Below are 23,245 nucleotides of genomic sequence, written 5' to 3'. Positions count from 1 at the left end.
GTTTAACCTGAGCGACTTAGTTTTTGCTGCGCTTTTTTCTGGCTTGAGATTTTAGGTTCGACAGCAACTCCTGGATTGTTTTTTGAGTTACCCCTTGACAATCAAGACAGTCGCTACAAGAGCGGCGATCGCACTAAAGTACCTTCCAATTCGGCGATCGCTCTTTTTGCTATCTCAATTGTGATAAGGGAATGCTAACACTTTTCCCGTAACCTTTTTTAATCAGAACCACACCAAAAACATCTCCTTGTCCATAATTTGCTTGGTGAAAAGTAGGGAAGCCACCTACATAACTTTAACAAGGTCTCACTTTTGAATTCCTTGAGTAATATCGCCAACAGTTAAATCTCCATTGAATAATTGCTTCTCGGCGCAAATTAACGCTCCCCATCATCATGGCAACACACTGGGGGAACGAAAGCCAAAACGATGGACAGCGCGATGCCCAATCCGAATATCAAATATTTGTGCATCAGGAAAACGTATTAACAGTTGTTTAGCAGCTGTTAGGCTGTCGTCAGCCACTTCAAAAGCCCCTGTTTCGATGTCTATTGCTACAATTCTCCCATGATTCCCTTCCTCGACTTGAGAACGTACAATTCTAACTGAATCTAAGCAGAAAATAAATAAGCTCTCCTGATGACTGATAGGTAAAAGGTGTGTCACCGCAGTAACACACCTTAAATCAAATATTGTTGGGTTTCGTTGCCTCAACCCAACCTACAAGATCGGCGATCGCATTACAAGATCGGTGATCGCACTCGATTATTTAACCAACGCTTCAATGATTTTTGACTTTCCCCTGATGGTTGGCCAAAAATCAAGTTTTTAGTGCTAATGTCTTCATCTAGTTGATTCCAATGGATTCCACTGCCATCAGCGAGCAAGCGATAATCATTGCGCTCCTCAATTGAGCCATGCAGGAGCCGAGGATACCATGCCAGGGGAACAGATATAGTGCGCCCATCAGACAAATCTACACTGAGTGTGTCATCTGTGATGGCCAATTGCTGAATTGCCAATGTTTCAAATACTTCATTCGTTAAAAAAGTCATTCCAGCCTGCTAGTAATTGTTCTTGGTTTTCTTGAACAAGTTTTTGAATGCGGTTAATTTCGGTGCGGTTAAATCCTTGGTTACTCTGAAGACGAACCGGCTGAAGCCAGAATTTAGCGATCTCTCGATCTCGTTCAACATGGATGTGAGGTGGCTCATGGCGATCGCCTGCGTAGCAAAAGAATCGATATGGGCCAACGGTCAACAGCGTGGGCATTCAAAAGTTTTGCTCTAAATACCTCAAACATAGCTGAATGCCTCGCTGACTGTCAATCTGTGAATATGCTCATGTAGGCCAAAGGCTATTTAAGGTTAAGAACAATACAAGATTAGCGTTCGCAGTTTAGTTCCGAAGGTGTTGGATTTCTTTTCTTCAACCCAACCTACAAGATCGGCGATCGCACTACGGCTGCTACCCAGTGCCTTTGGCATCGCACTTAAACCCACAACTTCAATCAATGTGCATGGTGCGTTCCCCCAAAATCGATCAGTGGAGCAGTAGGAGCCACATTAGGGAACGCACCCTACAATATCTGTTTATTGCTTCCCAAGCTTTATCGATTAATTGTGAAATGTTCATTGAGATAACATCCTTAATGCACTTATAAAGTTCCGTCTAACGTTAGGTAGCGATTGCACTGCTGTTTTTAGCGGAGCGGAAGAAATCTTACCTGACCTTCCCAATCTCCCTCAAGACTACACTCAGCAATCAAGAGAATCTCTTCAATTGCTAACCCTACTGGGACACGACGACTAACTTCAAACAACCCAGGCATGAATAAACCTGATTCAAGACGTTCGTAAGCAAAAGTCGTCATGGTAGCAACATCATGGGTGAGAACAATACGTCCTTCTTGCGCCGCCCACGCCAAAACAGCGGGGTCATCGACTCCTGACAATCCCACATCTTGAACCCGCACAACGTCTATCTGTGAATTTTGACGAAGAATGCCTCGGACAATCTGGTGATTAAAATTTTCGTCAGCAAGAAACCGAATCATAATGGTTTAAACGTTTTGGATTCTCCTTGCCAACAATCGTTCACGGATTCCAATTGGATTAAAATGCTGTTCAACTTCCTGCCGATTTTTTTCTGACTGACGTTGACGTTCTGCAAGGTATGCATGAACTTCATCTCGGTGTCTGAGGTAGTAACCAATTGCTAAGTAGACATCCGGTAGTTGTAGAGATGGATACTGCTCTCCTATTTCTTCTGGTGTACACCCTTCAAGAAAAGCAGTCACAACTGTATCCAAGGTAACGCGAGTGTTAGCAACTCGTACAACGCCCTGAGAATCAGTAACTAATGGTGCTTTTTCAACAGCTATTGTTATTGTCATCGGTCATATACCTAATTTTCAAGTTTAGTCTTTCGCCATAGCGCTACCAATTAGCCCCACTAATAGCACTAGGCTCTTCGGTTTGTCTTATGCAACGGACAGGGTTATAAGGGATGAAACCCTTATAGAAACAGACATTACTGCGATTTTTGTCAATTGTTTTCGATCTAAAGCGAACTAATCAATTAAGTCTCTTGCCAGATAAGGATTTAGTTGATTTATGCACCCCTATCGAACCATACCAAGTAACGAAGAACCAAAACAACAAATGTAGTGGATTGTTTCAGCTAATTTGGTGTATTAGAAAAATGCTATAAATTCTATAATCTAAGACTTTAAGCCGAAATCTATTGCCCTATTTTAGCTGAAACAGTCCAGTAGGGTGTGTTAGCGTCAGCGTAACGCACCAACTTTGAACATTGGACAAGGTGCGTTACATTTCATTAACGCACCCTACAAGATATGCGATCGCACTACAAGATCGGCAATCGCACTAGATTGAACTGTTCCGGTGCATTGATTAGTTAGACCATATTTACCCAAAATTCAACGCTCCAAAATTGGTTGAAAAATTATAAGTGAAAATCCGCCTCATCCTTCTTGGTCATGCTCATTGATTGAAGACTGCTGTGGGCCTGAATTCTCCGAAAGTACTGTGTCATAAAAATCTACCGACTCATCGGTTACTGAAAAATTTTCAGTAGGAGATTTACTATCTTTCTCTAAGCTTAAAGTTTTTGATACGAGTAAGTTAATTATTCCGAGATAAACGCGGTCACTGAATCCAGCCAAGAAGCAAACTATAGCTGTAAACCGAGTAGCATTGTTACTTGCATCTAGTTCATTCGCTAAAGAACTCGAACTTTTAGCTCCCAATAGTATCAGACCAGATGTTACAGCAAGGTAAGCAACTGCACTCATCAAAATTCCAATAATGGGCCTTGCAATGAGCCACTGAAATTCTATTGAAAATTTAACACGTCTTTTCACTATATAGAACTTGTATAGAATAGCTGAAAGACTGCCTAATGCTCCCCATATTAAAGCCCAAACTGGTACAGAGATGTATGGAACGGCAACAGCGTTATTGGATGGAGGTTTAATCCAAGCAATTAACATAATTGCAGTCAAAGAAGTGATATAAAAAATAATAACAATAATATTAGAGATCTGCCAACGCATCTGACCTTTTTGCTCTCTTTTTTCTCTATCAATTATCTCCTTTAAAGAACCTAATAGATATTGAACTTCATTCAATAATTCAGTCTCGACAGCAGGATTTTGTCGCAAATGTTCGAGATGACTCCCAATATCTCTTCTCCATTTTTGCGCAACCTCATAGCGCTTAGTGGACTCGAAAAAAACTCGTCCGCTAGCTTCAGCAATCTTTCTATAATCTTGATAGAGATTCTCTAGTCTAACCTGTGGATCAAGAAGTTTTTTTCGCTCAAGTTCTTCCCTATTGTTTTCAACCGCTAGTTCTAGTTTTTTAAGACGAGTATTAGAACGCCTCAAAGTTGAACCAAATGAAAAATTATCGAGTATGAAACCGATAATTACAAAAATGGATAAAAGTAATATTCCTATAACTATAAAAAGTTCTATTGTCATAGGGGTTTCCGGATTCGGAAACCTAAAAAAACGCTTTAATTCTTTCGCAATTTCTCTCCCATCCAAAGAAAGATAAAAAGAGGCTCCAATTAAACAAAGAATAAAGTAACCCGCTAAAGAGAAAATTAGACCTAGCAGATATCCTTGTCTCATTGTCCTAAGCTTATTAACGTATTTCCTATAGAGATTAACTGCCTCATAGTCAATGCGATTCTCTAAAATTTCTGGCTCTTCTGGTAGCCTCGTAAAAAAAGGCGAAACATTTTTACTCTCTACCTTACTACTATCAATTTTAGGTAAACTTTCTGTTTCTTCATGTATGTTTTCAGGAGGGCTATTCATGGATCACTAAACTTAAGTTTATTGAGGTCTAACTACATATTATAGGTCAACTTTCCGTATAACACTCTCCAGAGTAACAATATGGGTCAACTTTCGGCATATCACTCCATTTAGGCGCAATCGCCAGAACTTTTCCCCATATCACGCCCAAAAGCTTGTTAGCCAGATTAGCGTACTGTAAACAGCCACTTTTAAGGAGACTGATCATAGAAGCCTTCTAGAAGGCTAGCAAAGATTCTCGTATCTGGCTGCACTTTGTCACAGAATTTCACTATTATTTCGGGTGCGGTGATTTGTTAAAGTGATTGTTCACTAAATGGTATCAGCCGCGACGACAATTATCGCAATGACCACAGCGAAAATTATCGGCATTTTCCTGAAACCCAAAGGCATTTAAGAGAAAGTGCCAACGACAGCGACGGGTATAGAGGTAGGGAAATATCTCATTTTTGGGTTTAAAAGTCATCTTGGCGGAATTATGGCGATAAATAAGCCGATAATGAAAAGGATCGAGCCATTCTAGGCGATCGAGACTGTGTAAAAGGGAGAGAATGAGCGCACCATCGGGAAATTCGGCACTAATCGCCTCTACTTTGCCCTCTAGGGGAATTTGGGCTAAAATTTGCCAAGCTTGTCGGTATTGACGCTCCTGTTGGGAGTTAAAGAATTTTTGCTGGTTTTTATCGCTATTATCTAACCATCCCGTCGGTTCACTAATTAAGGTGAGAGCCTGCATTTTGCCGCCATCGCGACCACCGCGGCCGATTTCCTGTAGGTATTCCGATAGTAAAGCTGGGGGTTGGTAGTGGACAACCCAACGCACATCGGGTTTATTGATACCCATGCCAAAAGCTGAGGTACAGACAACAAAAGTTAAATCCCCCCGCAGCCAATTTTGTTCTATTTCCCGACGCTGAAAGGGCGATAAACCGGCATGGTAGGCACTGGTGCGATAATGGAGAGATTGCAACCATGTCGCTAAATTTTCACTATGGCGACGGGAACGAGTATAGATCAGGCCGGATTGTCGAGGTTGACCGGTGAGGAAGTTTAATAGTTGATGACGACGACAACCGGGGCTAATACATATTTTCGTGCTTAAGTCAAGGTTTTGACGGTAAGGATTTATTAAGAAAAGCTGTGGTTTTTCTAGTTGTAAAATGCGGGTGAGAGTCTCACGGGTGGCAGGGTTAGCGGTGGCGGTAAAAGCAGCGATCGCTATTTGGCTGCCGGCCGGTTTCGATTGCAGAAGAGCGGGACGGACAGCACCGAGACGACGGTAAGCAGGACGAAAATTATCGCCCCACTGGGTTAAACAATGGGCCTCGTCGAGGATGAGAGCGTTAATTTTAACGTGGGGAAGGGTTAATTTTGACCAGAGGGGAGGACTTAAGAGCGTTTCCGGCGAAAGATAGAGAAGTCGCAGGGTTTGACTTGCGATCGCATCTAAAGTTTTCTTTCTCTGTTGTCGGGGGATTTCGTGATGAATCAGGGCAACGGGTAATTTTTTGGCTAATAATTCCTCCACCTGATTTTCCATGAGGGCAACTAAGGGGGAAATCACTAGGGTTAAGCCGGTTTTTAATAAAGCGGGCAATTGAAAACAGATAGATTTACCGAATCCCGTGGGCATGACAATCAGAGCATCTTTTGCCGCTAAAATTGTCTCGATAATCTCCTGTTGGGGAAAGCGAAAGCTATCATAGCCCCAAATTTTTTGAAAAATAGTCTGGATGCTTTCGGTATCGTGGGAAGACATGGGTTAACTGCTGGGGTGTGGGGAATTGGGGAAGTGGGGAATTGGGGAATTGGGGAATTGGGGAATTGGGGAATTGGGGAATTGGGGAATTGGGGAATTGGGGAATTGGGGAATTGGGGAAGTGGGGAAGTGGGGAAGTGGGGTGTGGGGAAGTGGGGAGAAGGGGAGAGCATTTGTATTAAAATTCAGGGGCTGGTTTAAAGGCGCAACTGGTTAGAAACCTCTGGTTTAAACAGTTTGATCGGTTTTGACTATCCCGGACAGGGAACAGTTTTTCCCATAATTGAATTTTTTTTGCGCTTCTGTAATAATCTGTTACACTTATAGCGATCAATCTTTGTCTGGGGAATTACTGATGACTGAACCTGTTAGTGCCACCGACCCCGCAGTAGAAACCGCCACCGAAGCGCAACCCAGTTACGTCAAGCTGGCGATGCGGAATATGGTCAAGAAAAAAGGCATCTCTTTAAAACACTTTTTTTTGACTACGGCAGCCTTACTCGCCTTTTTTGTCGGTATTTCCTATCTGACGCGTCCCTAGGGTGAAATCTGGTGAGTGAGACTTTGCCCCTAGTGGTGGATTTATGCCTACAGGACAATTATTTTGATCCCGGAAATAGTCCTGTGGATGGGGAAACTTGGCACTATTGGTTAGAGACATGGTTAAGTTATCTATCGGATTATCTCCCCGTTGCCGCCGGTTATGAACTAAGTTTGCGCTTAACAGACGATCGAGAAATTCGGACCTATAATTCCCAATATCGCCACAAAGATCAACCGACGGATGTTCTCGCTTTTGCCGCCCTCGAAGTGGATTTCCCAGTCGATGAGGGCATTTTAGAGACTGAACCTTTATATTTGGGGGATATTATCATCTCTGTGGAGACAGCACAACAACAGGCTTTAACACAAAATCATTCTTTGGCACGAGAATTGGCCTGGTTAACTGCCCACGCTTGTTTACATCTTTTGGGTTGGGACCATCCCGATGAAACAAGTCTGTTAGAAATGCTATCTTTACAGGAAACTTTGTTAACAACCGTCAAAATTGCCGATACATAGTTAGTTATTTTTGTCAAGCATTATTGAGGAATATGAAGACAAATTATCATCAAGCCAACCAATCTGCCAGCATACCTAATCCCTATCTCAACAATAATTTTATCCCTCGATCGGGACAGGTGAGTGAGGGCAACAATCCCAGTCAAAGAGAATACGCTTGGCAAGTCGCCTCGAATCTATTAGTCAGTGTTCGCTACGCTTGGGCGGGAGTCTGTTATGCTTTTGTCAGTCAAAGAAATTTTCGCATTCACACCCTGATTACCCTAGTAGCGATTAGTTGGGGCTTATTTTTGCGGGTTGATGCCATGGAAATGGCGATTGTCACCCTTACCTGCGCCCTGGTGATGGTCTTAGAATTAATTAACACTGCCCTAGAATCAGTGGTAGATCTGACGGTGGGGCAATCCTACCATGATTTAGCCAAAATAGCGAAAGATTGTGCCGCTGGTGCCGTTTTAATCGCCTCGATCGCCGCTTTACTCGTAGCGGCTTTTATTTTTATTCCCCATTTATTAGGGTAAGCGGGAAGTGGGGAAGTGGGGAAGTGGGGAAGTGGGGAAGTGGGGGAATTTCAACTAAAACCCCAAAACCCTAACACCCCAACACCCTATCACCCCATCTCCTGACTCCTGACTCCTGACGGCTAAAAAGGCCGATTTGGCATAAGAGGACTCGACAACTTTTAGCCGATAAATTTAACTTTTCTTAACCCAAGCCTAAACTGGCGAGGGGAGAGGGTTTCGCTATATATAAAAAATTGTAATCGTCGATACAGCAAAAAATCTCTTTTGTCCCTCCATAGGTTAGACTATAGTTAGTGATAAGACTTCTTTTGTAGATCTTGCAGGAAATCTCCCATGAGTGCCATAACTTTCTCCACCGCTCCCACCGCTTACTCTATCAGGATGATCAAGGACGAAGTCCGTCAGATGGTAGAACAGGGGGTAGTAAGCAGACACCAACCGATCTACACTCTCTGTCAGTTCATTCCCCCCCGGGAGTGGGTTTGTGTTGAATGTGAACTAGAACGATGTGACTACCTTCTCAGGGATCAAATTGGTGACTTAATCGCCTCGGAATCTTGGGATAATGATTAAATTCTCCCATTTGCCGATGGGCAAAAATTGGACTGATCAGAAATTTAGCAGCCTTGTCCACTTTTTTAACTATTATAATTCAGCCCCGGTTAATTCTGGGGCTGAAACTATGGGGACAGGGGGGTGATAATTGTTAAGAAAAAAAAGTTTTGGCAAGATTTAGCAAAGTTAGTTCACAAGTTACCCATTGCCAAGGGACGCTATCTCTAACATCCCCAAATTTTCCCTAAGTTAAAATCAGTAGTTGGCGCTGTTGTAAAGAACGCACACCAGTTAATCCTAAGGCAACTTGAGCGTCGATTTCTGCCACAGTTAAACGACCATCACAAGCTTGTAGAAAAGCAAATTCTCTCTCCGAGAGATTAACCGGCCGATAATCGTAATCTAGAACACTTGCACTAGGCCAACCGTAAAGACAGGGATGAACTTCGGCCACTGCATTCTCTAGGACTTGATCCCCGGACCAATCGGCAGTCAAAATCGGTGGTTTAGCGAGGAAAAATTCATAGTGGGTGATTTCCGGGTCTAATAATTCCGTCAAGCGATAACGTTCCCTTTCTCCTAAATTTTGCGTCCTAGCCATCAATTCGGGGGATTTACCCAATAAACGGTCTAATTGCCAGTAGGAAGGGTTAGAAAAGCCAATAAAGGCTAATCCTGACGCATCAATCAGTTGAAAGAGGGTATCGATATTGTAGTCCACTTCCCGGGGGTGAACGTACATATCAGCGAAGGATTCATCGCGATGATTTTCCATTGACCAACGCTCTTTTTCCCGTTTCAAAATGCGATTATCTTCCGGTAGAGAGGCAAAAATCTCTCGTCCGACAGCGACCCCATCTTTATAATCCCCGCGTCGGTCTCCCTGCAAAATTGCGATCGCAGATTGCATTAACTGGATTTCCCAGCGTCCCAATTGTGCATAGACGAAAATGTGCAGCAGACCCCCGGGGGCCAGTTTTTGCGCGAGGGATTGAATACCTTTAATCGGATCCGGGAGATGGTGCAGCACCCCGACGCAGTTAATTAAATCAAATTCTCCGGGGAGATTAGTGGCAGATTCTAGAGGTAAATGGTGAAAAGCCAGAGAACCTCGGTGTTTTGCGGCGACTCCCGAACGATTACAGCGTTCTTTGGCAATTTCTAGGGCTTTTTCACTGATATCTATAGCGACTATATTAGCAAAGGGGTTGAGCGCGAGCAGATATTCGGTTCCTGCACCAGTACCACAACCCGCATCGAGAATCCGGATATCCTCTCGTTCGGGTTTACGATGACAACAAAAGTTATAGGCAGCAATCCAATTCCAGCGCCAATTGTAACCCGGAGGAGGTTCGTCTAGGAGCGGTTCGGGGGGGAAAGGATAGGTATTGTAGAGACGTTGTACAGCAGTGCGAATAGTAGCGTCGTCGGACATGAAAATTGGCGGAGTTTAGGATAACACTCGATCGATTGTCTCACAGACAGCAGCGATCGGGAAAGTCAGCCGGGGTTTTTTTGAGTTGGTCGAGGGTAAATGATAAATAATCATTATGAATATCCGGTTCTGTGCCAAAATTAGATATTATTTCTTTGGTCGATATTTTTTTCTATTCCTTGTCCTACTGTCTCTTAAGCCTATCTAAGTTTTACTGGCAATTATTCGAGAGTCATTCTCTAACAATTATCTCAAATATAAGCAAATCTTGCCGATACAAAAATCAATGAAAATTAAGTCTATAAAGCTTATTAATTATCGAGGTGCAGTCAGTTTAAACATCGACTTTCATCGGCAATTAAACGTATTTATAGGAGTTAATGGTGCTGGAAAATCCACCATTTTAGATAGTTTGGCGATTATGCTTTCATGGTTAGTTAATCGCCTAAAAAATACTAATGCCAGTGGACGACAGATTAGCGAAACCGAGATTAATAATGGTCAGGGGACGGCTATAATTGAAATCACTGGGGTGACGGAAGATAGTCAAGAGATTACTTGGAAAATAGTAAAAACTAGGACTGGATATATCCACGCTGGAGAACGGAGTAATTTTAGCCAATTAAATGAATACACTCAACAAATACAACGACAAATTACTGATCATCAAGGAGAAATTAACTTACCTTTATTTGTTTATTATTCTGTTAATCGAGCAGTGCTGGATATACCCTTAAAAATTAAAACAAAACATCAATTTGATTCTCTAAGTGCCTACGAAAATGCTTTAACCAGTGGATCAGATTTTCGCACTTTTTTTGAATGGTTTCGCGAGCGTGAAGATTTAGAAAATGAAAATAGAAAATATCGGGAAGCTGAAATTAAACCAGAAGGTTTTTGTTTTCCCGATCCCCAATTGGAAGCAGTTCGGGAAACGATCGAACGTTTTCTACCCGATTTTACTAATCTTAGCGTCCGTCGTAATCCCTTGAGAATGGAAGTAACAAAAAAGGATAAAATAGTTACTGTTAATCAACTTTCTGATGGAGAAAAATGTCTGATTGCTATGCTGGGAGATTTAGCTCGAAGAATGGCGATTGCTAATCCTCAAAATCCTGATCCCTTAAAGGGTAATGGCGTTATTATCATTGACGAAATTGATTTACATTTACATCCTCAATGGCAAAGATTTGTAGTACCTAAATTACTAGAAGTTTTTCCTAACTGTCAATTTTTTATTTCCACCCATTCTCCTAATATTATCACTCATGTTCAGCCAGAAAGTTTACACTTCATGGAACAAACAGAAATGGGAATAAAATTTCATCCCGTGCAGGAGTCCTACGGCAAAAATGTTGATCGAATTTTGGAAGATTTGATGGGATTAGAGACAACTCGTCCCCAGGAAATCGCTGAAGCTTTGAAAGATATCTATGAACAAATCTCTCACAATCAATTAGAGGCAGCTAAAAATAAAATCAATGATCTCAGAGCTAAAATTCAAGATGATCCAGAATTAATTAAAGCTGAAGTTATCATTCGACGCAAGGAAATTATCGGAAAATGAAGTATATTAGAAAAAGACAAGAACCACCGGAGTTTAAGAATTGGAAAGAGCAAGCTAACTCAGATTGGCAGCCCGACTTTAAAAGTTTAGCGGGAAACCCAAAAGAAATACTAACTAAAGCTTTGATGACAGAACAGGGGGAAATATGTTGTTATTGTGAAAGTCGATTGGTTGATGGTGAATGCCATATAGAACATTTTAAACCTCAAAGTGATCCCACTGTTGATCCCTTAGATTATGCCAATTTGCTATGTTCCTGTCAGGCAAATCTTAGGACGGGTGAACCTCGGCACTGTGGTAATCTAAAAAATAGCTGGTTTGATGAAAATCTCTTAATCTCTCCACTTAATCCCGATTGTGAGTCTCACTTTGCCTTTAATTATGATGGTACAATTAAACCCGCACAAGAAGATGATCAAAAAGCAATTAATACTATCGAAAAGTTGGGATTAAACCTCAATAAACTCAAGGCACTTCGTCAGAAAGCCATCGAGCCTTTTTTGGATGAGGAGATAGATAATGCCCAATTAAAAGTTTTTGTCAATGGATATTTATGCTTAGATGCTCAACAAAGATACGGTGTTTTTTGGACAACAATCAAATATCTGTTCAGCGATTTAATTGAATAATCTTTCCTTTACAAAAATACAAGAATTATTATAAAAGTTTAAATAAACAAGAAAAAACATCAAGTCTTATGAAGATTATTCAAGAATTATCTCAAAAGTCAACAATTGATGAGATTCTGGCCAGATAATGGGGGTGGAGGGGTGGATCAACCTTATCCGAAGTTGAACAGAGATTGTTGTCGAGAGTCGGAGAGAAAAGCAATGAATATCAAGGATACGTTACACAATGCTGTCCAGTACCTAACAGAGGCTTTTGCTCGCATTTTTAGCCCCAATAAAGATGAATATCCAGATGTGGGGATGCAGCCTTTTGATGCGGAACCCTACCATGCTCCCAAGGGTAATTCTTAACTAAAAATGACAGACAATTGCTTTGAGATAAAAGTTATGGGTAGGGATAATAACCCTACCTGATTTTGTAGAAAAATAATTAATCCGCTGCTTGCCAATCGGGACAACTATCACTATCCCAACCGTAGGGATGGAAACCGCAGACGAGAAGATTGCCTCCGTAGATATAACCGTGATAATTACGGCAACCGATACAAGCAGGATGGGTGTTAGGATCGGGGTTAACCTTGGGAGTGAGGATAAAATCCGAGGGTTCATCTAATTCCGAAAATAGGGATTCATCGGAGTTAAAAAATTCTTCTAATTCCTGGGGTAAAACCTCTTGAATGAACTGTTCCAGATCGATGATAATTTCCTCATTAATTTCTTCGATAGTTTGGGTCACTTCTTGGAAAAAAGTTTCAATTCCCACCGCCACAGTTTCGATCACTTCCCAAAAATCCTTCTGCCAATCGTCCATGTTTATACTTGCATCCCTTGTCTGGTAATAATTAATTATTTGTCCCTAAAATTAGGTTTAATCCTGTTGTAGTTTCCGCAATTCCTCCTGAAGACGTTCCACCTTTTGCCGCAATTCATCTACTTTTGGATCGGCTGCTTTGGTGTCCTCCTCATCTTCAATAATTTCTATCCGTCGGGGTTCATGGGGAATATTAGATTCGTTACCCTCTACCGTTTGCTGTTGTGCCTGTTTCACCAACTCATCGACGTATTTGCGCGCTTCTTCCGCGTTGATTTCGCCGCGAGAAATCATTTCATCGGCTAATTTTTGGGCTTGATTTCTTAATTCTTGTAAATTTACTTCAGCTTTTTCGGCGGCATAAGTAGCAATGCCTACGCCCAAATAAACTGCTTTTTTGACTAAATCACCTAAGTTGGCCATAGCAAAAATCCTGAATCGATCGCTCTTATTTCCTAGAATAAACGATCCTTCTCGCAAATGGAGATGGGTTTTGGGTGTTGGGGTTTGGGTGTTGGGGTTTGGGTGTTGGGGTATTAGTTGAAATTTCCCCATTTCCCTATCTCCCCATTTCCCTATCTTCCTATCTCCCCATTTCCCTAATCCTCTGATGAGGTAAAGTTTTGTAAATAGACGCGGTGGTGGCGACAGCAAAAGTGATGGCTATAAAGATTAAATTTTAGTCAAATTGCTGGTTTTTCGCCCTCAAAACGACGATAGAGCCTCATCAAGTCATTTTTGACCTAAATAGTTTGATTAAGCTCAAAATAACTAAATATTGCGGATAGCTGCCGGCTGCTGGCTGCCGGCTGAATTGATTTGTGTTCATCCTCAGCAAAGATTTAAACTAAAGAATCGAGACAAGATTCCCGATTTAATCACAAAAAACTATGTTTCCTATTCATCGCCCCCGTCGTCTGCGTCAAACCCCTCAAATGCGCCGTCTGGTGAGTGAAACCGTCTTGACAGCCAATGACTTTATCTATCCCCTTTTCGCCACGACGGGGGAAGGTATTGCCCAGGAAGTGAAATCGATGCCGGGGGTGTACCAATTATCAATCGATAAAATTGTTGACGAAGCCAAGGAAGTGCGGGATTTAGGAATCCCAGCGATTATTTTATTCGGGCTGCCAGAAAGTAAAGACACAGAGGCGACGGGAGCATGGCACGATCATGGTATTGTGCAAAAAGCGGCCACAGCGATTAAAGAGGCAGTTCCCGATCTACTCATTGTCGCTGATACTTGTTTGTGTGAATATACTAACCATGGTCATTGTGGTTATCTGCAAACGGGAGATTTAACCGGCAGGGTGTTAAACGATCCTACTCTGGGATTATTGCAAAAAACCGCCGTTTCCCAGGTAAAAGCGGGAGTGGATATCATTGCACCGTCGGGAATGATGGATGGTTTCGTGCAGGCAATTCGTCAGGGATTGGATGAGGCGGGTTATAGTGATACACCGATTCTTTCCTATACGGCTAAATATGCCTCTGCCTATTATGGGCCGTTTCGGGATGCCGCCGATTCTACCCCCCAATTCGGCGATCGCAGAACCTACCAAATGGATCCGGGTAATGCCAGGGAAGCCTTAAAAGAGGTGGAATTAGATGTATTAGAGGGAGCAGATATGTTAATGGTTAAACCTGCTCTATCTTACATGGATATTATCTGGAGAATCAAGGAAATGACTAATTTACCCGTGGCTGCCTACAATGTGTCGGGGGAATATTCAATGATTAAAGCGGCGGCGTTAAATGGCTGGATTGACGAAAAACGAGTGACTTTAGAGACTTTAACCAGCTTTAAACGGGCGGGTGCCGATATTATCTTGACCTACCACGCTAAGGATGCCGTGCGCTGGTTAGCAGAGGGTTAAATCGGAAAAGTGACAATTTTTGGCTAACCGATCAGGATAAGGGGGTGGTGAGGTTGCTACTATTAATTCTAGGGATTACCTGAAAAAAATACTTTCCAACCGGCTGTAGCGGTCGGCTTCGCTGCGCCGTAGGCGATCGCACTTGCCCAAAGAATAATTAATGTCCAAACCTGATTTTTTGGGTTCCTTCCACTGATTTTAGGCGATTATCGATGCCCTCAACCTTTTCGGTTAACTTTGCCTGTCCTACCTCTAGCTTATTTAACCGTTCGTCGATTTTGTCAAATTTTTGGTTAAAATCTTTTTGGAGATTGTCAATTTTCCCCTCAATCCTAGTCAAAACAGCTTCTAGGGAATAGGCAACGGTTTCGTTAGACATGGTGATCAACTCCCATTAGATCATATTTTCTCGGTCTGCTATCGGGGACTATCTTAAAACTAAACCAGTTCACCGCTTTCTTGTAAAGAGTGGAGACGTTGATAGATTCCCTGCTGATTTAATAATTGGTCATGACTACCGATCTCGACAATGCGACCATTATCCAAGACGACAATTTGATCAGCTTCTCGAACAGTACTAAGACGGTGGGCGATAATAATCGTGGTGCGAGTGCCTAGTATTGATTTCATGGCTAGTTGAATGGCTCTTTCTGACTCATAATCTAAGCTAGAAGTGGCCTCATCAAAAACTAACACATCTGGATCAACAATTAACGCCCTAGCAATTCCTAAACGCTGTCTTTGTCCCCCCGAAAGACGCACGCCCCTTTCCCCTACAATAGTGGAATAACCATTAGATAATTCCTGAATAAATTCATCAACACGGGCAATTTTACAGGCTTCTTCTACCTTCTCAAAGCTAATATTAGGATTACCGTAGGTGAGATTTTCTAACACCGTACCATTAAACACATCTACTTCTTGATGGACAATCGCTAACCGTCGCCGATACCAAGTCACATCTAGGCGACTAATATCCTCGCCATCCATCAGAATTTGCCCTTGATTCGGTTCAAAATAGCGGAAAAGTAACTTAACTAAAGTGGATTTTCCTGAACCAGATTTTCCCACTAATGCTACGGTTTGATAGGGTTCAATCAGAATATTAATATCCTTGACAATCATTCTTTCTGGACTATAGCCAAAGCTAAGATTACTTAATTCTAGTTTACCCATAAAACGATAGGGATTATGTTGGGCATGATCGGCTAAAAGACTACCGGAATCAGTACCACTGGGCAAGTTCATAAATTGGTTTAGACGTGCCATAGAAGCATAGCGACGGGCGAAAGTTTCTGCCATTTGGGATAGGGGATCTAATTCCGCATAGGCCATACTAGCGAGGGTATAGGTGGTGATAAAATGCCCGATCGAGATTTTCTCTTGAACGGTGGCTAGGAGAGTAAAAAAAAATACTCCAAATAAACTAGCCTGGACAAGGGTTTTTTCCCAAGTAATTAAGTCCACATAACCCTTATGAATGCGATGGATAACGTAGGTAAATTCTCTCTCTAAACGCTGTTTCTGACGATATAATTCCTGTCCTTCTGTGGCAAAAGCTTTGACGGTTTTGATATTAGTAATAATCTCAGAATTGCGACTTTGGGTATTTTCGATGTGCTGATCCAGAATCCTTTCTTTTTGCATTAAATCTTTTAAATCTCTCACAACAAAAGCTACAATTAATACAAAAGAAATAAGAAAAGCAAGGGCGATCTGCCATTGAATTACCCAAATAACAATAAAAATACCGAAAACTCTAAACAGTTTTGGGATCATCATTCCCGCCACTTCGGGATAAGTCCAAGTATGATTTTCTATCCCTTTGGCAATCCGGTTAGCGATACGTCCGGGATTATTTTCATCGTAAAAAGATAGGGGTAAGGTGAGAATTTTGGCAATAATTTTTCTGAGATGATCTCGTCTCGCTCTTAAGGATATTTCCCAGTGAAACCAGACACCCACCCAAGGCTGAATTGGTGCTTTAATTACCGTGGTTAGGAAAATTAAGCCTAATAATACTGCCAAACTAACCCACTTTTCTGAGGCAAAGGGAGTTAAAATCATGGTGCGATCAACTAAAGATTGCACGAATCCATCTAAAGGCTGATCAGAAAGAACATTAAGAATCTGTCCGACAGCATAGGGAACCATCAGATCGATAATTTCAAAGACACTCGCTGCACCAATACTCAAAAAGGCGGCTTTTTGATAATTGCGGTAGTAACTGAGAATATCCCGTAAGGAAGCCATAACATCAAGTAAATTGCCAATTTTTAACTTCTATCTGGTAACTGCTAACTGAAGATACTGACGGCACTTTTATGATTGTTTTTCTGGAGTTACCATTATACTACAATACTACAAAAATCGGCCGATCTAGAAATTTCTAGGACAAAAGCCTTGTCATAGTCTTGTATTCTCAATCACAGTCCGTACTACATTTTCACCCAGCCATTAGTCAGCAGACGATGCCAGATCAGCTTATATTTCATCCTTGGCAGAAGCACCACAGATCAATTTATCTGAAATTTTGGCGAATATTATCACAAAAATTAATAAATTTCTGAAAGGTTTTTAAGTGTTCAGTTTTATCGATACGCTTTTTTAATTGATTAAGATAGTATTGTTCTTGAGCTACCCCAGGGAGTTTTTTAGAATAAGACAACTTTTTAGCTTCAAAAATAGACTTTAGATAAGCAAAATGAAAATCGGCATGATTTCTGCAATTAAATCTACCCATTAGTTCGGGATCATTTTCGTAAACATCATAGTGTTGAACATAATCAGCTAAAAGTCCCTGTAAAGGTTGTCTGACGGAGTAACAAAGAAGCCTGAAATCCCTATGATAAGCGAAGTGTAGCAAAATGTGGTAAAAAAAGAAGTTGCTATCATAGCAACTTCAGGAGAATCAACCAAATGTCACCAGAAAGTTACCAAAATCATCTAGTCACACAAGTCAATAAGGTGCAGTACCTAATTCTATCTGTCCTAGTACAATTGCTGCAGAGCTACCGATGGGTCAACTTAGAAGAGCCGCCAAGCGGCATAGCAATTTTTATGGTTCTTCCGAACTTACACTGTAGAAAATTCCCCAAGCTCCCTCTCTGTCCAGCAATGCTGTAAAGTTGATAAATATCAATCTAACAAAAACTCAAAGCCCTAGTATACAAGCTTTACAAGCATGAGTTATTGATAGTTTTGCATGACAGGTTCGGTAGAACCATTTTTATATAGGATTGCGCGCTAACGCTTGGGTAGAGTCTTGGCAAATGTTTGCTGTTGAAACTCAGGCATTAATGAACTTAAGTCCCCATAAGTGCGCTAATTATCGGCGAGGTATACGAGCGGCAACCCTTATACAGTCTAGACTTTAGCTTGCTATGTCACCCATTCAGTCCACAATCTTAGCATAAATTTTTCTAGTCGGCAAAAATGCCAACCCTGCCTCAGCAATTCTCAGTTTTAGACACAGCAAGCCTTTTAGGGATTTAAAGAAGATTTTAAAGGGGGATTTTTGGGGCAACTTTGGGTGTACTATCACGTCAAAAGCCTGAAGACTCGTGAAATGAAATTCGCCATCCCATTGAATTTTACCCCGTATGATGCGAACTAACTCCCAAAAGCCTTGCTACAGGGCAAATTTAGAATTGCTGACCCTGCCTGATTATTTTAAGCACTACAATCTCTTATTATTATTTTTACCATAATTTTTTGTTAATGTTACGATTCAACTGCTACAGTCTAAAGTCTACTCCATCAAACCCACGACTGTGTGGAAACGAGGTCTATACTGATAGAATATCCGCAAAATAGTCCTAAAAGTCTTGTCCAATAAGCACTTCAGGATTCCATAAGCAAAAATTATCACACAAAGTCGAGGAGAGCCGCAATCCTTATCGGGAGCACCTCACCTTTGTAACTCCTAAATTAAGTTTTATGTCAAGCTATTTTGAAAGCCTTGCCAAAAGACAGTTTTAGCGACAAGCATAATCACTCACTTGCATAAATAAGATGCTCCCATCCTTATCTACTTTGTGAACTAACTCGTAGCGGATAGACAGGAGGCAGGAGATGAGTTTATATTTCATTCAGGACTGCTATAGATATGTTTATGACAAGTACTTAGAAAAATTTTTAGCTATTTTATCAGTTGGGATAAAAATGAGATCATTGATGTAAATAGCTCCTGGCACTTTTTTGTATATCTCTACATTTTTAGGATTCTGATGCTCAACAATATTAAATCTTTCTAAAGGAAGTAGCTTGTTATCACAAATAAAGAAGCCCTTATAATCTCTGACATAGAAAAATTGTTTTATAGATTCTATAGCTCCTTCTCTGTGCCGTTCTTCTACTTCAATTAAGAAATTCGGTTGAGATGATGCAATAGTTTTTTCTGCACCTCGTAAAACCGCTAATTCATGACCTTCTACATCTATTTTTATAAACCCCACGTTCTCTAGATTAAAGCTATCAAGGGTTTTACACTCAGCCTTTATAATTTTAGTTGAAAGATCGCTAAGAGTATTACTGGTTTCTATCGATGAGAGTCCTACTAGCTCTTTCCCGTCTAACAATGGTATCCGCAAATCCACCATAACTTCTCGGTCAGAGAGAGCACATTGATGAACGATAACAGATTGGGACGGAAAATTAGTTCTTAACCCTTTAGCAAGGTTGGGTAAAGGTTCAAATGCAATTATTTGTGTAGCTCTTCTCATCATAAAAGGAATAAGCTGTCCATTGTTAGAACCGATGTCTAAGGCAACTTTCGAGTAGGGGCATAGACACTTTAAAACTTCCGTTTCTAGATAGGGCTTTGATTTTAAATTATAATCATAAAAGTTATATATAAGTTCTTTGAGTATAGGAGGAAAATATAATTGAATGTAACTTTGAATTTTTCTCTTAAACAATAAGTCCATAGTTTTATACCAACAGTACTATAATTTAGCGGCTGGGTGCTATTTAAATCTTTCACCCATTGCCCCGAACCGAAACCACTTTATGATAATAGAGCAAAAATGTCAAGGGTAATTAGTCAGTGCAATAAGAACTGTTAATTGAGAATGGACATAACCCTTACAGGGACTGTATTATAGATGGCATGGAAATTAACGAGCAATTACTGCCGACCTTAATCAACGCCTCCGACTTCGACCCAGATGGGGGCGAGTTTTTGGTACGAAGCTTACCGAAAGCAGAATCAAGAAAACCAAGAGCTAAAAGCTAGGCTAGATAAGATAGAGAAAGAGAGGAAGCCCTGGCTTTTCAAGCCAGGGTCTCTCTGACCCCAAGATTTTACTGCGGATCGAGTTTTAGGACTGCCATAAATGCTTCCTGGGGGACATCAACAGTTCCGATCGCTTTCATCCGTTTTTTCCCTTTTGCTTGCTTGTCTAACAGCTTTTTCTTGCGGCTAATATCACCACCATAACACTTAGCTAAGACATCCTTTCTTAAAGCAGGAATATGTTCACTAGCGATAATTTTAGAACCAATAGCGGCCTGAATGGGAACCTTAAATTGATGCCGGGGAATCAATTCTTTTAACTTCTCAGTTAAAGCGCGACCAACATAATAAGCTTTATCCCGGTGAACGATCATCGCTAAAGCATCAACGGGATCACCATTGACCATAATATCTAATTTAACTAGCTCATTTTCCCGATAGCCAATTAATTGATATTCCATACTAGCGTAACCGCGCGATCGAGATTTTAATTGATCAAAAAAGTCTGTCACCACTTCTGCTAAAGGTAACTCATAAATCAAAGCGGTGCGAGTTTTAGTAAAATAACGCATATCCTTGAAAACTCCCCGACGACTTTGACATAATTCCATCAAAGCACCTACATAGGTTTCCGGAGTAATCATTTCCACTTGGATATAAGGTTCCTCAATTTTTTCCCGTTTTTGTGGGGAAGGTAACAAACTAGGATTATCCACTTCGACAATTTCCCCATCGGTGGTAGTGACCTGATAAACTACCGAGGGAGCAGTGGTAATTAAATCTAAGTTATATTCCCTTTCTAGTCTTTCCTGCACGATTTCCATGTGTAGCAGTCCCAAGAAACCGCAACGGAAACCAAAACCCATGGCGCTAGAAGTTTCTGGTTCGTAGGATAGAGCTGCATCGTTTAATTTTAACTTTTCCAGCGCATCTTTGAGATCGGCGTACTGATCGGCATCGGTGGGGAATAATCCGCAGAAAACCATCGGTTTTGCTTCTGTATAACCGGGTAAAGGCTCTTTTGCCGGTTTAGCGGTTAGAGTAATCGTATCACCCACCCGGGCATCAGCGACAGTTTTAATTGCGGCTGCCAGATAACCCACTTCTCCCGCGTGAAGTTCATCTACTTGTACCTGTTGCGGTGATAAAATTCCCAATTCATCAATAATAAATTCTTTACCAGAAGCCATAAAACGAATTTTATCGCCCTTTTTCACCCGACCATCCATGACGCGGAAATAGACAATTACCCCTCGATAAGCGTCGTAATAACTATCAAAAATTAAAGCTCGGAAGGGTTCTGCGAGGGTATCTTGGGGAGGGGGAACTAATTGGACGATCGACTCTAGAATATCATTAATACCGATCCCGGCCTTAGCCGAGGCACGAATCGCCTCACTACAGTCTAAACCCACCACTTCCTCGATTTCCGCCGCCACTCGTTCCGGTTCGGCACTGGGTAGGTCAATTTTATTTAAAACTGGGATAATTTCGAGGTTATTTTCCAGTGCTAGGTAAACATTGGCTAAAGTTTGCGCTTCCACGCCTTGGGACGCATCTACAACTAATAAAGCTCCCTCGCACGCCGCTAGAGACCGAGAAACCTCGTAGGAAAAATCCACATGGCCCGGGGTGTCAATCAGATTGAGAACGTATTTTTGACCATCCTTAGCGGTGTAATCCATGCGTGCCGCTTGTAACTTGATGGTGATACCCCGTTCCCGTTCCAAGTCCATATTATCGAGAAATTGTTCTTTCATCTCCCGTTGGGCTACGGTTCCCGTAATTTGCAGGAGGCGATCAGCGAGAGTTGATTTACCATGATCGATATGAGCGATGATGGAAAAATTGCGAATGCGAGAAACGGGAACGTCAGTCATCGTGGAAAGCTAATTTTGGTCTTACAGCTTCATGTCTAGTCCGACTACACCTACAAGGCAAGCACTCTTAGGGACTACTCCCCAAGCGTAAATTCGGGTATGCCCTACCCTATTTAATTTTTTTTATCTCCCACCTATGCCGTACTTTTTTTGATTAGAGCAGTGAGGTATTGGGGCAACCCGAAATGGGTTGGTGACACTAGCTTTTGTCCAACGGTCAGTTCGCGTGTCACGACTACACATCTGATTTTCCGCTTACCAATCAGTTTAACACAAAGCCGTCCTAAAAGGGCGAGGCTTTAAACCCAATTTTTCGGTAAAGATAAAAAAAGCTAAACTGCAAGTATAGTCATGGTTTCGGCCTTGGCTTCCCCTCTCGGCATCCACAGGAAACCACGGTAGGCTTGATTATGCTGACGAAATCAGGGAAAGGGCAATGGCTAGGGAGAAGATGTAAGATTTGTCCAAATCGGATTAATATAGATAGGGCTGGCTGAATAAATCTAAAAACCTTGTTGGATAAGACTTTTAGACTTTTTTCCCCTCAAAAAGTGCCGGACATGGGAGTGATCGGGGGTAAAATTCAGGTACTTTTTCCCTGAAAATTAGGTAACTGACTACCTCAAAATCGGTAAAACCCTACACCCCACACCCTACACCCCACACCCTGCACCCACGAGAAACTTTTTCAGCAGACCCTAGATAAACTCTTGGATGAGAATCCTCGACTGACGGGTAGAATGATAGATAGCAATCATTAATAGAGCTTATGAACGAAAATGCTACACCGACTCAGCGCACGGCCGAGAAAGTTGAAATCGCTATTCACATTGACTCGGAAGTTTTAGAACAGATTAAACACCTGACTAACGATCCTAGTCGCATTATCGAAACAGCGATTAAACAGTGGCTAAGAGGGGAAAGGGAACCGGATGAGGACTTAACCCGCAATCTTCGACGCAATCCTCCCGTACCCCCCAAAGGGGAATGGAATGACTAAGATTTTTCAGTCTCTAATAGGTTATTTCCCGACGGAGAGACTGAAATATTTTCTTAGGTTAACCATTGATAGTAATTGAGATTTTTTCCCCAACAAAGCTAGTCATACTAAATTCGTTGAGTATAGGCTACATATCAGGACAAGCAAAAGGGGGAATAGATAATCAGTTTTTAATAAACGGATTTAGTATCAATTTGCTTGGGTACTGACAGGAGGAACAAAACTGATGCAGATAGAAATTCAAGGAGCCGATGCTATCAAAGTTGCTCAGGATATCGTCGAGATGGAAGGGGTGCAAGGCAGCTACGAAGTTATCTCTGAAGTGGAGAGAGAGGGAACCCTTGCCACCATCGCCACCATCATCGAAAATTTTGGGTCTGAAACCCCGTCGTTCTACGACGGCTTTACCGTTAAATACTAGCGCATTTACCAAATATATGCTCAAATGTGAGACATGGAAAAAGCCTATTCGTTTCGATTTTACCCCACACCAGAACAAGAGTCGCTATTGCGGCGCACTTTGGGCTGTGTAAGATTAGTTTACAATAAAGCTCTCCATCTC

At 41.6% G+C, this 23,245-nt stretch carries 25 protein-coding genes and 2 pseudogenes; 12 read left to right on the top strand and 15 right to left on the bottom strand.

All coding sequences use genetic code 11. The features are described from left to right. Positions 1-393: 393 nt before the first annotated feature. From EWV84_RS18210 to EWV84_RS18180, 7 genes and pseudogenes are all read right to left on the bottom strand, one after another. Positions 394-597: pseudogene (locus tag EWV84_RS18210) on the bottom strand (hypothetical protein); the annotation flags it as partial. A 143-nt stretch (positions 598-740) separates the two neighbouring features. Further along, positions 741-1,055: a DUF2442 domain-containing protein gene (locus EWV84_RS18205; protein ID WP_287079162.1), complete on the bottom strand. Its 315-nt coding sequence runs from the start codon at positions 1,053-1,055 to the stop codon at positions 741-743. After that, entirely contained in the window at positions 1,036-1,260 is a 225-nt protein-coding gene (locus EWV84_RS18200) for a DUF4160 domain-containing protein (protein ID WP_256094027.1), read from the bottom strand. The genes EWV84_RS18205 and EWV84_RS18200 overlap by 20 nt, the downstream gene beginning before the upstream one ends. 442 nt (positions 1,261-1,702) lie before the next feature. Continuing rightward, positions 1,703-2,056 (bottom strand): DUF5615 family PIN-like protein, encoded by a 354-nt coding sequence (locus EWV84_RS18195; RefSeq protein WP_287079161.1) that lies wholly within the window; start codon positions 2,054-2,056, stop codon positions 1,703-1,705. Between the two features lie 6 nt (positions 2,057-2,062). Next, positions 2,063-2,395, bottom strand: coding sequence for a DUF433 domain-containing protein (locus tag EWV84_RS18190; protein ID WP_024968814.1), 333 nt, complete (start codon positions 2,393-2,395; stop codon positions 2,063-2,065). A gap of 591 nt (positions 2,396-2,986) precedes the next feature. Beyond that, complete coding sequence (locus tag EWV84_RS18185; protein ID WP_287079159.1) at positions 2,987-4,348, bottom strand: regulator of G-protein signaling domain-containing protein; 1,362 nt, start codon at positions 4,346-4,348, stop codon at positions 2,987-2,989. Between the two features lie 322 nt (positions 4,349-4,670). Continuing rightward, a complete protein-coding gene (locus EWV84_RS18180) occupies positions 4,671-6,107 on the bottom strand; it encodes a RecQ family ATP-dependent DNA helicase (protein WP_287079158.1) in 1,437 nt (478 codons plus the stop codon). Between EWV84_RS18180 and EWV84_RS18175 the strand changes: the two genes are divergently transcribed. The 5 genes from EWV84_RS18175 (at position 6,066) to EWV84_RS18155 (ending at position 8,266) form a co-directional block, all read left to right on the top strand. After that, positions 6,066-6,308 carry a hypothetical protein gene (locus EWV84_RS18175; RefSeq protein ID WP_287079157.1) on the top strand — a complete coding sequence of 81 codons (243 nt, stop codon included), beginning with the start codon at positions 6,066-6,068 and terminating at the stop codon, positions 6,306-6,308. The two genes, EWV84_RS18180 and EWV84_RS18175, sit on opposite strands and share 42 nt — an antisense overlap. Positions 6,309-6,462: 154 nt before the next feature. Beyond that, positions 6,463-6,648, top strand: coding sequence for a DUF3285 domain-containing protein (locus EWV84_RS18170; RefSeq protein WP_043999662.1), 186 nt, complete (start codon positions 6,463-6,465; stop codon positions 6,646-6,648). Positions 6,649-6,659: 11 nt separating this feature from the next. Beyond that, the gene (gene ybeY / locus EWV84_RS18165; RefSeq protein ID WP_286826214.1) at positions 6,660-7,169 is read left to right on the top strand and encodes an rRNA maturation RNase YbeY; all 510 of its coding nucleotides are present in this window, start codon (positions 6,660-6,662) and stop codon (positions 7,167-7,169) included. A gap of 32 nt (positions 7,170-7,201) precedes the next feature. Next, positions 7,202-7,690: a diacylglycerol kinase family protein gene (locus tag EWV84_RS18160; RefSeq protein ID WP_287079156.1), complete on the top strand. Its 489-nt coding sequence runs from the start codon at positions 7,202-7,204 to the stop codon at positions 7,688-7,690. A gap of 336 nt (positions 7,691-8,026) precedes the next feature. Next, positions 8,027-8,266, top strand: coding sequence for a DUF4327 family protein (locus tag EWV84_RS18155; RefSeq protein WP_002738935.1), 240 nt, complete (start codon positions 8,027-8,029; stop codon positions 8,264-8,266). A gap of 226 nt (positions 8,267-8,492) precedes the next feature. On the opposite strand, the gene EWV84_RS18150 is transcribed toward EWV84_RS18155, so the two are convergent. Further along, positions 8,493-9,683, bottom strand: coding sequence for a class I SAM-dependent methyltransferase (locus tag EWV84_RS18150; RefSeq protein WP_287079154.1), 1,191 nt, complete (start codon positions 9,681-9,683; stop codon positions 8,493-8,495). A 286-nt stretch (positions 9,684-9,969) separates the two neighbouring features. On the opposite strand from EWV84_RS18150, the gene EWV84_RS18145 reads away from it, so the two are divergent. The 3 genes from EWV84_RS18145 (at position 9,970) to EWV84_RS18135 (ending at position 12,230) form a co-directional block, all read left to right on the top strand. Next, positions 9,970-11,250, top strand: coding sequence for an AAA family ATPase (locus tag EWV84_RS18145; protein WP_287079153.1), 1,281 nt, complete (start codon positions 9,970-9,972; stop codon positions 11,248-11,250). Continuing rightward, entirely contained in the window at positions 11,247-11,879 is a 633-nt protein-coding gene (locus EWV84_RS18140; protein WP_287079152.1) for a retron system putative HNH endonuclease, read from the top strand. The genes EWV84_RS18145 and EWV84_RS18140 overlap by 4 nt, the downstream gene beginning before the upstream one ends. Positions 11,880-12,080: 201 nt before the next feature. Further along, positions 12,081-12,230, top strand: a complete 150-nt coding sequence (locus EWV84_RS18135) for an isochorismate synthase (protein ID WP_286826219.1) — start codon at positions 12,081-12,083, stop codon at positions 12,228-12,230. A 79-nt stretch (positions 12,231-12,309) separates the two neighbouring features. On the opposite strand, the gene EWV84_RS18130 is transcribed toward EWV84_RS18135, so the two are convergent. After that, positions 12,310-12,690 carry a hypothetical protein gene (locus EWV84_RS18130; protein ID WP_286826220.1) on the bottom strand — a complete coding sequence of 127 codons (381 nt, stop codon included), beginning with the start codon at positions 12,688-12,690 and terminating at the stop codon, positions 12,310-12,312. 57 nt (positions 12,691-12,747) lie between these two features. Continuing rightward, the gene (locus EWV84_RS18125; RefSeq protein WP_286826221.1) at positions 12,748-13,113 is read right to left on the bottom strand and encodes a phasin family protein; all 366 of its coding nucleotides are present in this window, start codon (positions 13,111-13,113) and stop codon (positions 12,748-12,750) included. A 467-nt stretch (positions 13,114-13,580) separates the two neighbouring features. Here EWV84_RS18125 and hemB point away from each other — a divergent pair, with 467 nt between their 5' ends. Next, positions 13,581-14,567 (top strand): porphobilinogen synthase, encoded by a 987-nt coding sequence (hemB, locus tag EWV84_RS18120; RefSeq protein WP_104396541.1) that lies wholly within the window; start codon positions 13,581-13,583, stop codon positions 14,565-14,567. A gap of 68 nt (positions 14,568-14,635) precedes the next feature. On the opposite strand, the pseudogene EWV84_RS18115 reads toward hemB, so the two are convergent. The 5 genes and pseudogenes from EWV84_RS18115 to lepA all read right to left on the bottom strand — a co-directional run bounded on the left by EWV84_RS18115 (position 14,636) and on the right by lepA (position 21,683). Next, positions 14,636-14,946, bottom strand: a pseudogene (locus EWV84_RS18115) (DUF4164 domain-containing protein). Positions 14,947-15,005: 59 nt separating this feature from the next. Continuing rightward, positions 15,006-16,820 (bottom strand): ABC transporter ATP-binding protein, encoded by a 1,815-nt coding sequence (locus EWV84_RS18110; protein ID WP_287079148.1) that lies wholly within the window; start codon positions 16,818-16,820, stop codon positions 15,006-15,008. A gap of 268 nt (positions 16,821-17,088) precedes the next feature. Beyond that, positions 17,089-17,310 (bottom strand): hypothetical protein, encoded by a 222-nt coding sequence (locus EWV84_RS18105; protein WP_287079147.1) that lies wholly within the window; start codon positions 17,308-17,310, stop codon positions 17,089-17,091. A 1,369-nt stretch (positions 17,311-18,679) separates the two neighbouring features. Beyond that, on the bottom strand, positions 18,680-19,495 hold the full coding sequence (locus EWV84_RS18100; protein WP_287079146.1) for an FkbM family methyltransferase: 816 nt from the start codon (positions 19,493-19,495) through the stop codon (positions 18,680-18,682). Between the two features lie 376 nt (positions 19,496-19,871). Further along, positions 19,872-21,683, bottom strand: a complete 1,812-nt coding sequence (gene lepA, locus EWV84_RS18095; protein ID WP_286826227.1) for a translation elongation factor 4 — start codon at positions 21,681-21,683, stop codon at positions 19,872-19,874. A 769-nt stretch (positions 21,684-22,452) separates the two neighbouring features. Between lepA and EWV84_RS18090 the strand changes: the two genes are divergently transcribed. The 3 genes from EWV84_RS18090 to EWV84_RS18080 all read left to right on the top strand — a co-directional run. After that, on the top strand, positions 22,453-22,683 hold the full coding sequence (locus tag EWV84_RS18090) for a hypothetical protein (RefSeq protein WP_287079143.1): 231 nt from the start codon (positions 22,453-22,455) through the stop codon (positions 22,681-22,683). Positions 22,684-22,909: 226 nt separating this feature from the next. Beyond that, the gene (locus EWV84_RS18085; protein WP_287079165.1) at positions 22,910-23,104 is read left to right on the top strand and encodes a hypothetical protein; all 195 of its coding nucleotides are present in this window, start codon (positions 22,910-22,912) and stop codon (positions 23,102-23,104) included. Positions 23,105-23,137: 33 nt separating this feature from the next. After that, positions 23,138-23,245, top strand: a 108-nt coding sequence (locus EWV84_RS18080) for a helix-turn-helix domain-containing protein (protein WP_287079164.1), incomplete at its 3' end; no start/stop codon positions are given.

Source organism: Microcystis sp. M_QC_C_20170808_M3Col (assembly GCF_007095505.1).
Taxonomy (GTDB): domain Bacteria; phylum Cyanobacteriota; class Cyanobacteriia; order Cyanobacteriales; family Microcystaceae; genus Microcystis.
The sequence above is the reverse complement of the archived record's forward strand: the minus strand, read 5'-3'. Positions and strand labels throughout refer to the sequence as shown.

What these genes read in the sequence shown, in the direction of transcription:
- EWV84_RS18205 (WP_287079162.1), bottom strand. Translation starts at nt 1,055, where the DNA reads ATGACTTTTTTAACGAATGAAGTATTTGAAACATTGGCAATTCAGCAA.
- EWV84_RS18195 (WP_287079161.1), bottom strand. Translation starts at nt 2,056, where the DNA reads ATGATTCGGTTTCTTGCTGACGAAAATTTTAATCACCAGATTGTCCGA.
- EWV84_RS18190 (WP_024968814.1), bottom strand. Translation starts at nt 2,395, where the DNA reads ATGACAATAACAATAGCTGTTGAAAAAGCACCATTAGTTACTGATTCT.
- EWV84_RS18185 (WP_287079159.1), bottom strand. Translation starts at nt 4,348, where the DNA reads ATGAATAGCCCTCCTGAAAACATACATGAAGAAACAGAAAGTTTACCT.
- EWV84_RS18180 (WP_287079158.1), bottom strand. Translation starts at nt 6,107, where the DNA reads ATGTCTTCCCACGATACCGAAAGCATCCAGACTATTTTTCAAAAAATT.
- EWV84_RS18170 (WP_043999662.1), top strand. Translation starts at nt 6,463, where the DNA reads ATGACTGAACCTGTTAGTGCCACCGACCCCGCAGTAGAAACCGCCACC.
- EWV84_RS18160 (WP_287079156.1), top strand. Translation starts at nt 7,202, where the DNA reads ATGAAGACAAATTATCATCAAGCCAACCAATCTGCCAGCATACCTAAT.
- EWV84_RS18155 (WP_002738935.1), top strand. Translation starts at nt 8,027, where the DNA reads ATGAGTGCCATAACTTTCTCCACCGCTCCCACCGCTTACTCTATCAGG.
- EWV84_RS18150 (WP_287079154.1), bottom strand. Translation starts at nt 9,683, where the DNA reads ATGTCCGACGACGCTACTATTCGCACTGCTGTACAACGTCTCTACAAT.
- EWV84_RS18145 (WP_287079153.1), top strand. Translation starts at nt 9,970, where the DNA reads ATGAAAATTAAGTCTATAAAGCTTATTAATTATCGAGGTGCAGTCAGT.
- EWV84_RS18140 (WP_287079152.1), top strand. Translation starts at nt 11,247, where the DNA reads ATGAAGTATATTAGAAAAAGACAAGAACCACCGGAGTTTAAGAATTGG.
- EWV84_RS18135 (WP_286826219.1), top strand. Translation starts at nt 12,081, where the DNA reads ATGAATATCAAGGATACGTTACACAATGCTGTCCAGTACCTAACAGAG.
- EWV84_RS18130 (WP_286826220.1), bottom strand. Translation starts at nt 12,690, where the DNA reads ATGGACGATTGGCAGAAGGATTTTTGGGAAGTGATCGAAACTGTGGCG.
- EWV84_RS18125 (WP_286826221.1), bottom strand. Translation starts at nt 13,113, where the DNA reads ATGGCCAACTTAGGTGATTTAGTCAAAAAAGCAGTTTATTTGGGCGTA.
- hemB (WP_104396541.1), top strand. Translation starts at nt 13,581, where the DNA reads ATGTTTCCTATTCATCGCCCCCGTCGTCTGCGTCAAACCCCTCAAATG.
- EWV84_RS18110 (WP_287079148.1), bottom strand. Translation starts at nt 16,820, where the DNA reads ATGGCTTCCTTACGGGATATTCTCAGTTACTACCGCAATTATCAAAAA.
- EWV84_RS18105 (WP_287079147.1), bottom strand. Translation starts at nt 17,310, where the DNA reads ATGGGTAGATTTAATTGCAGAAATCATGCCGATTTTCATTTTGCTTAT.
- EWV84_RS18100 (WP_287079146.1), bottom strand. Translation starts at nt 19,495, where the DNA reads ATGGACTTATTGTTTAAGAGAAAAATTCAAAGTTACATTCAATTATAT.
- lepA (WP_286826227.1), bottom strand. Translation starts at nt 21,683, where the DNA reads ATGACTGACGTTCCCGTTTCTCGCATTCGCAATTTTTCCATCATCGCT.
- EWV84_RS18090 (WP_287079143.1), top strand. Translation starts at nt 22,453, where the DNA reads ATGAACGAAAATGCTACACCGACTCAGCGCACGGCCGAGAAAGTTGAA.
- EWV84_RS18085 (WP_287079165.1), top strand. Translation starts at nt 22,910, where the DNA reads ATGCAGATAGAAATTCAAGGAGCCGATGCTATCAAAGTTGCTCAGGAT.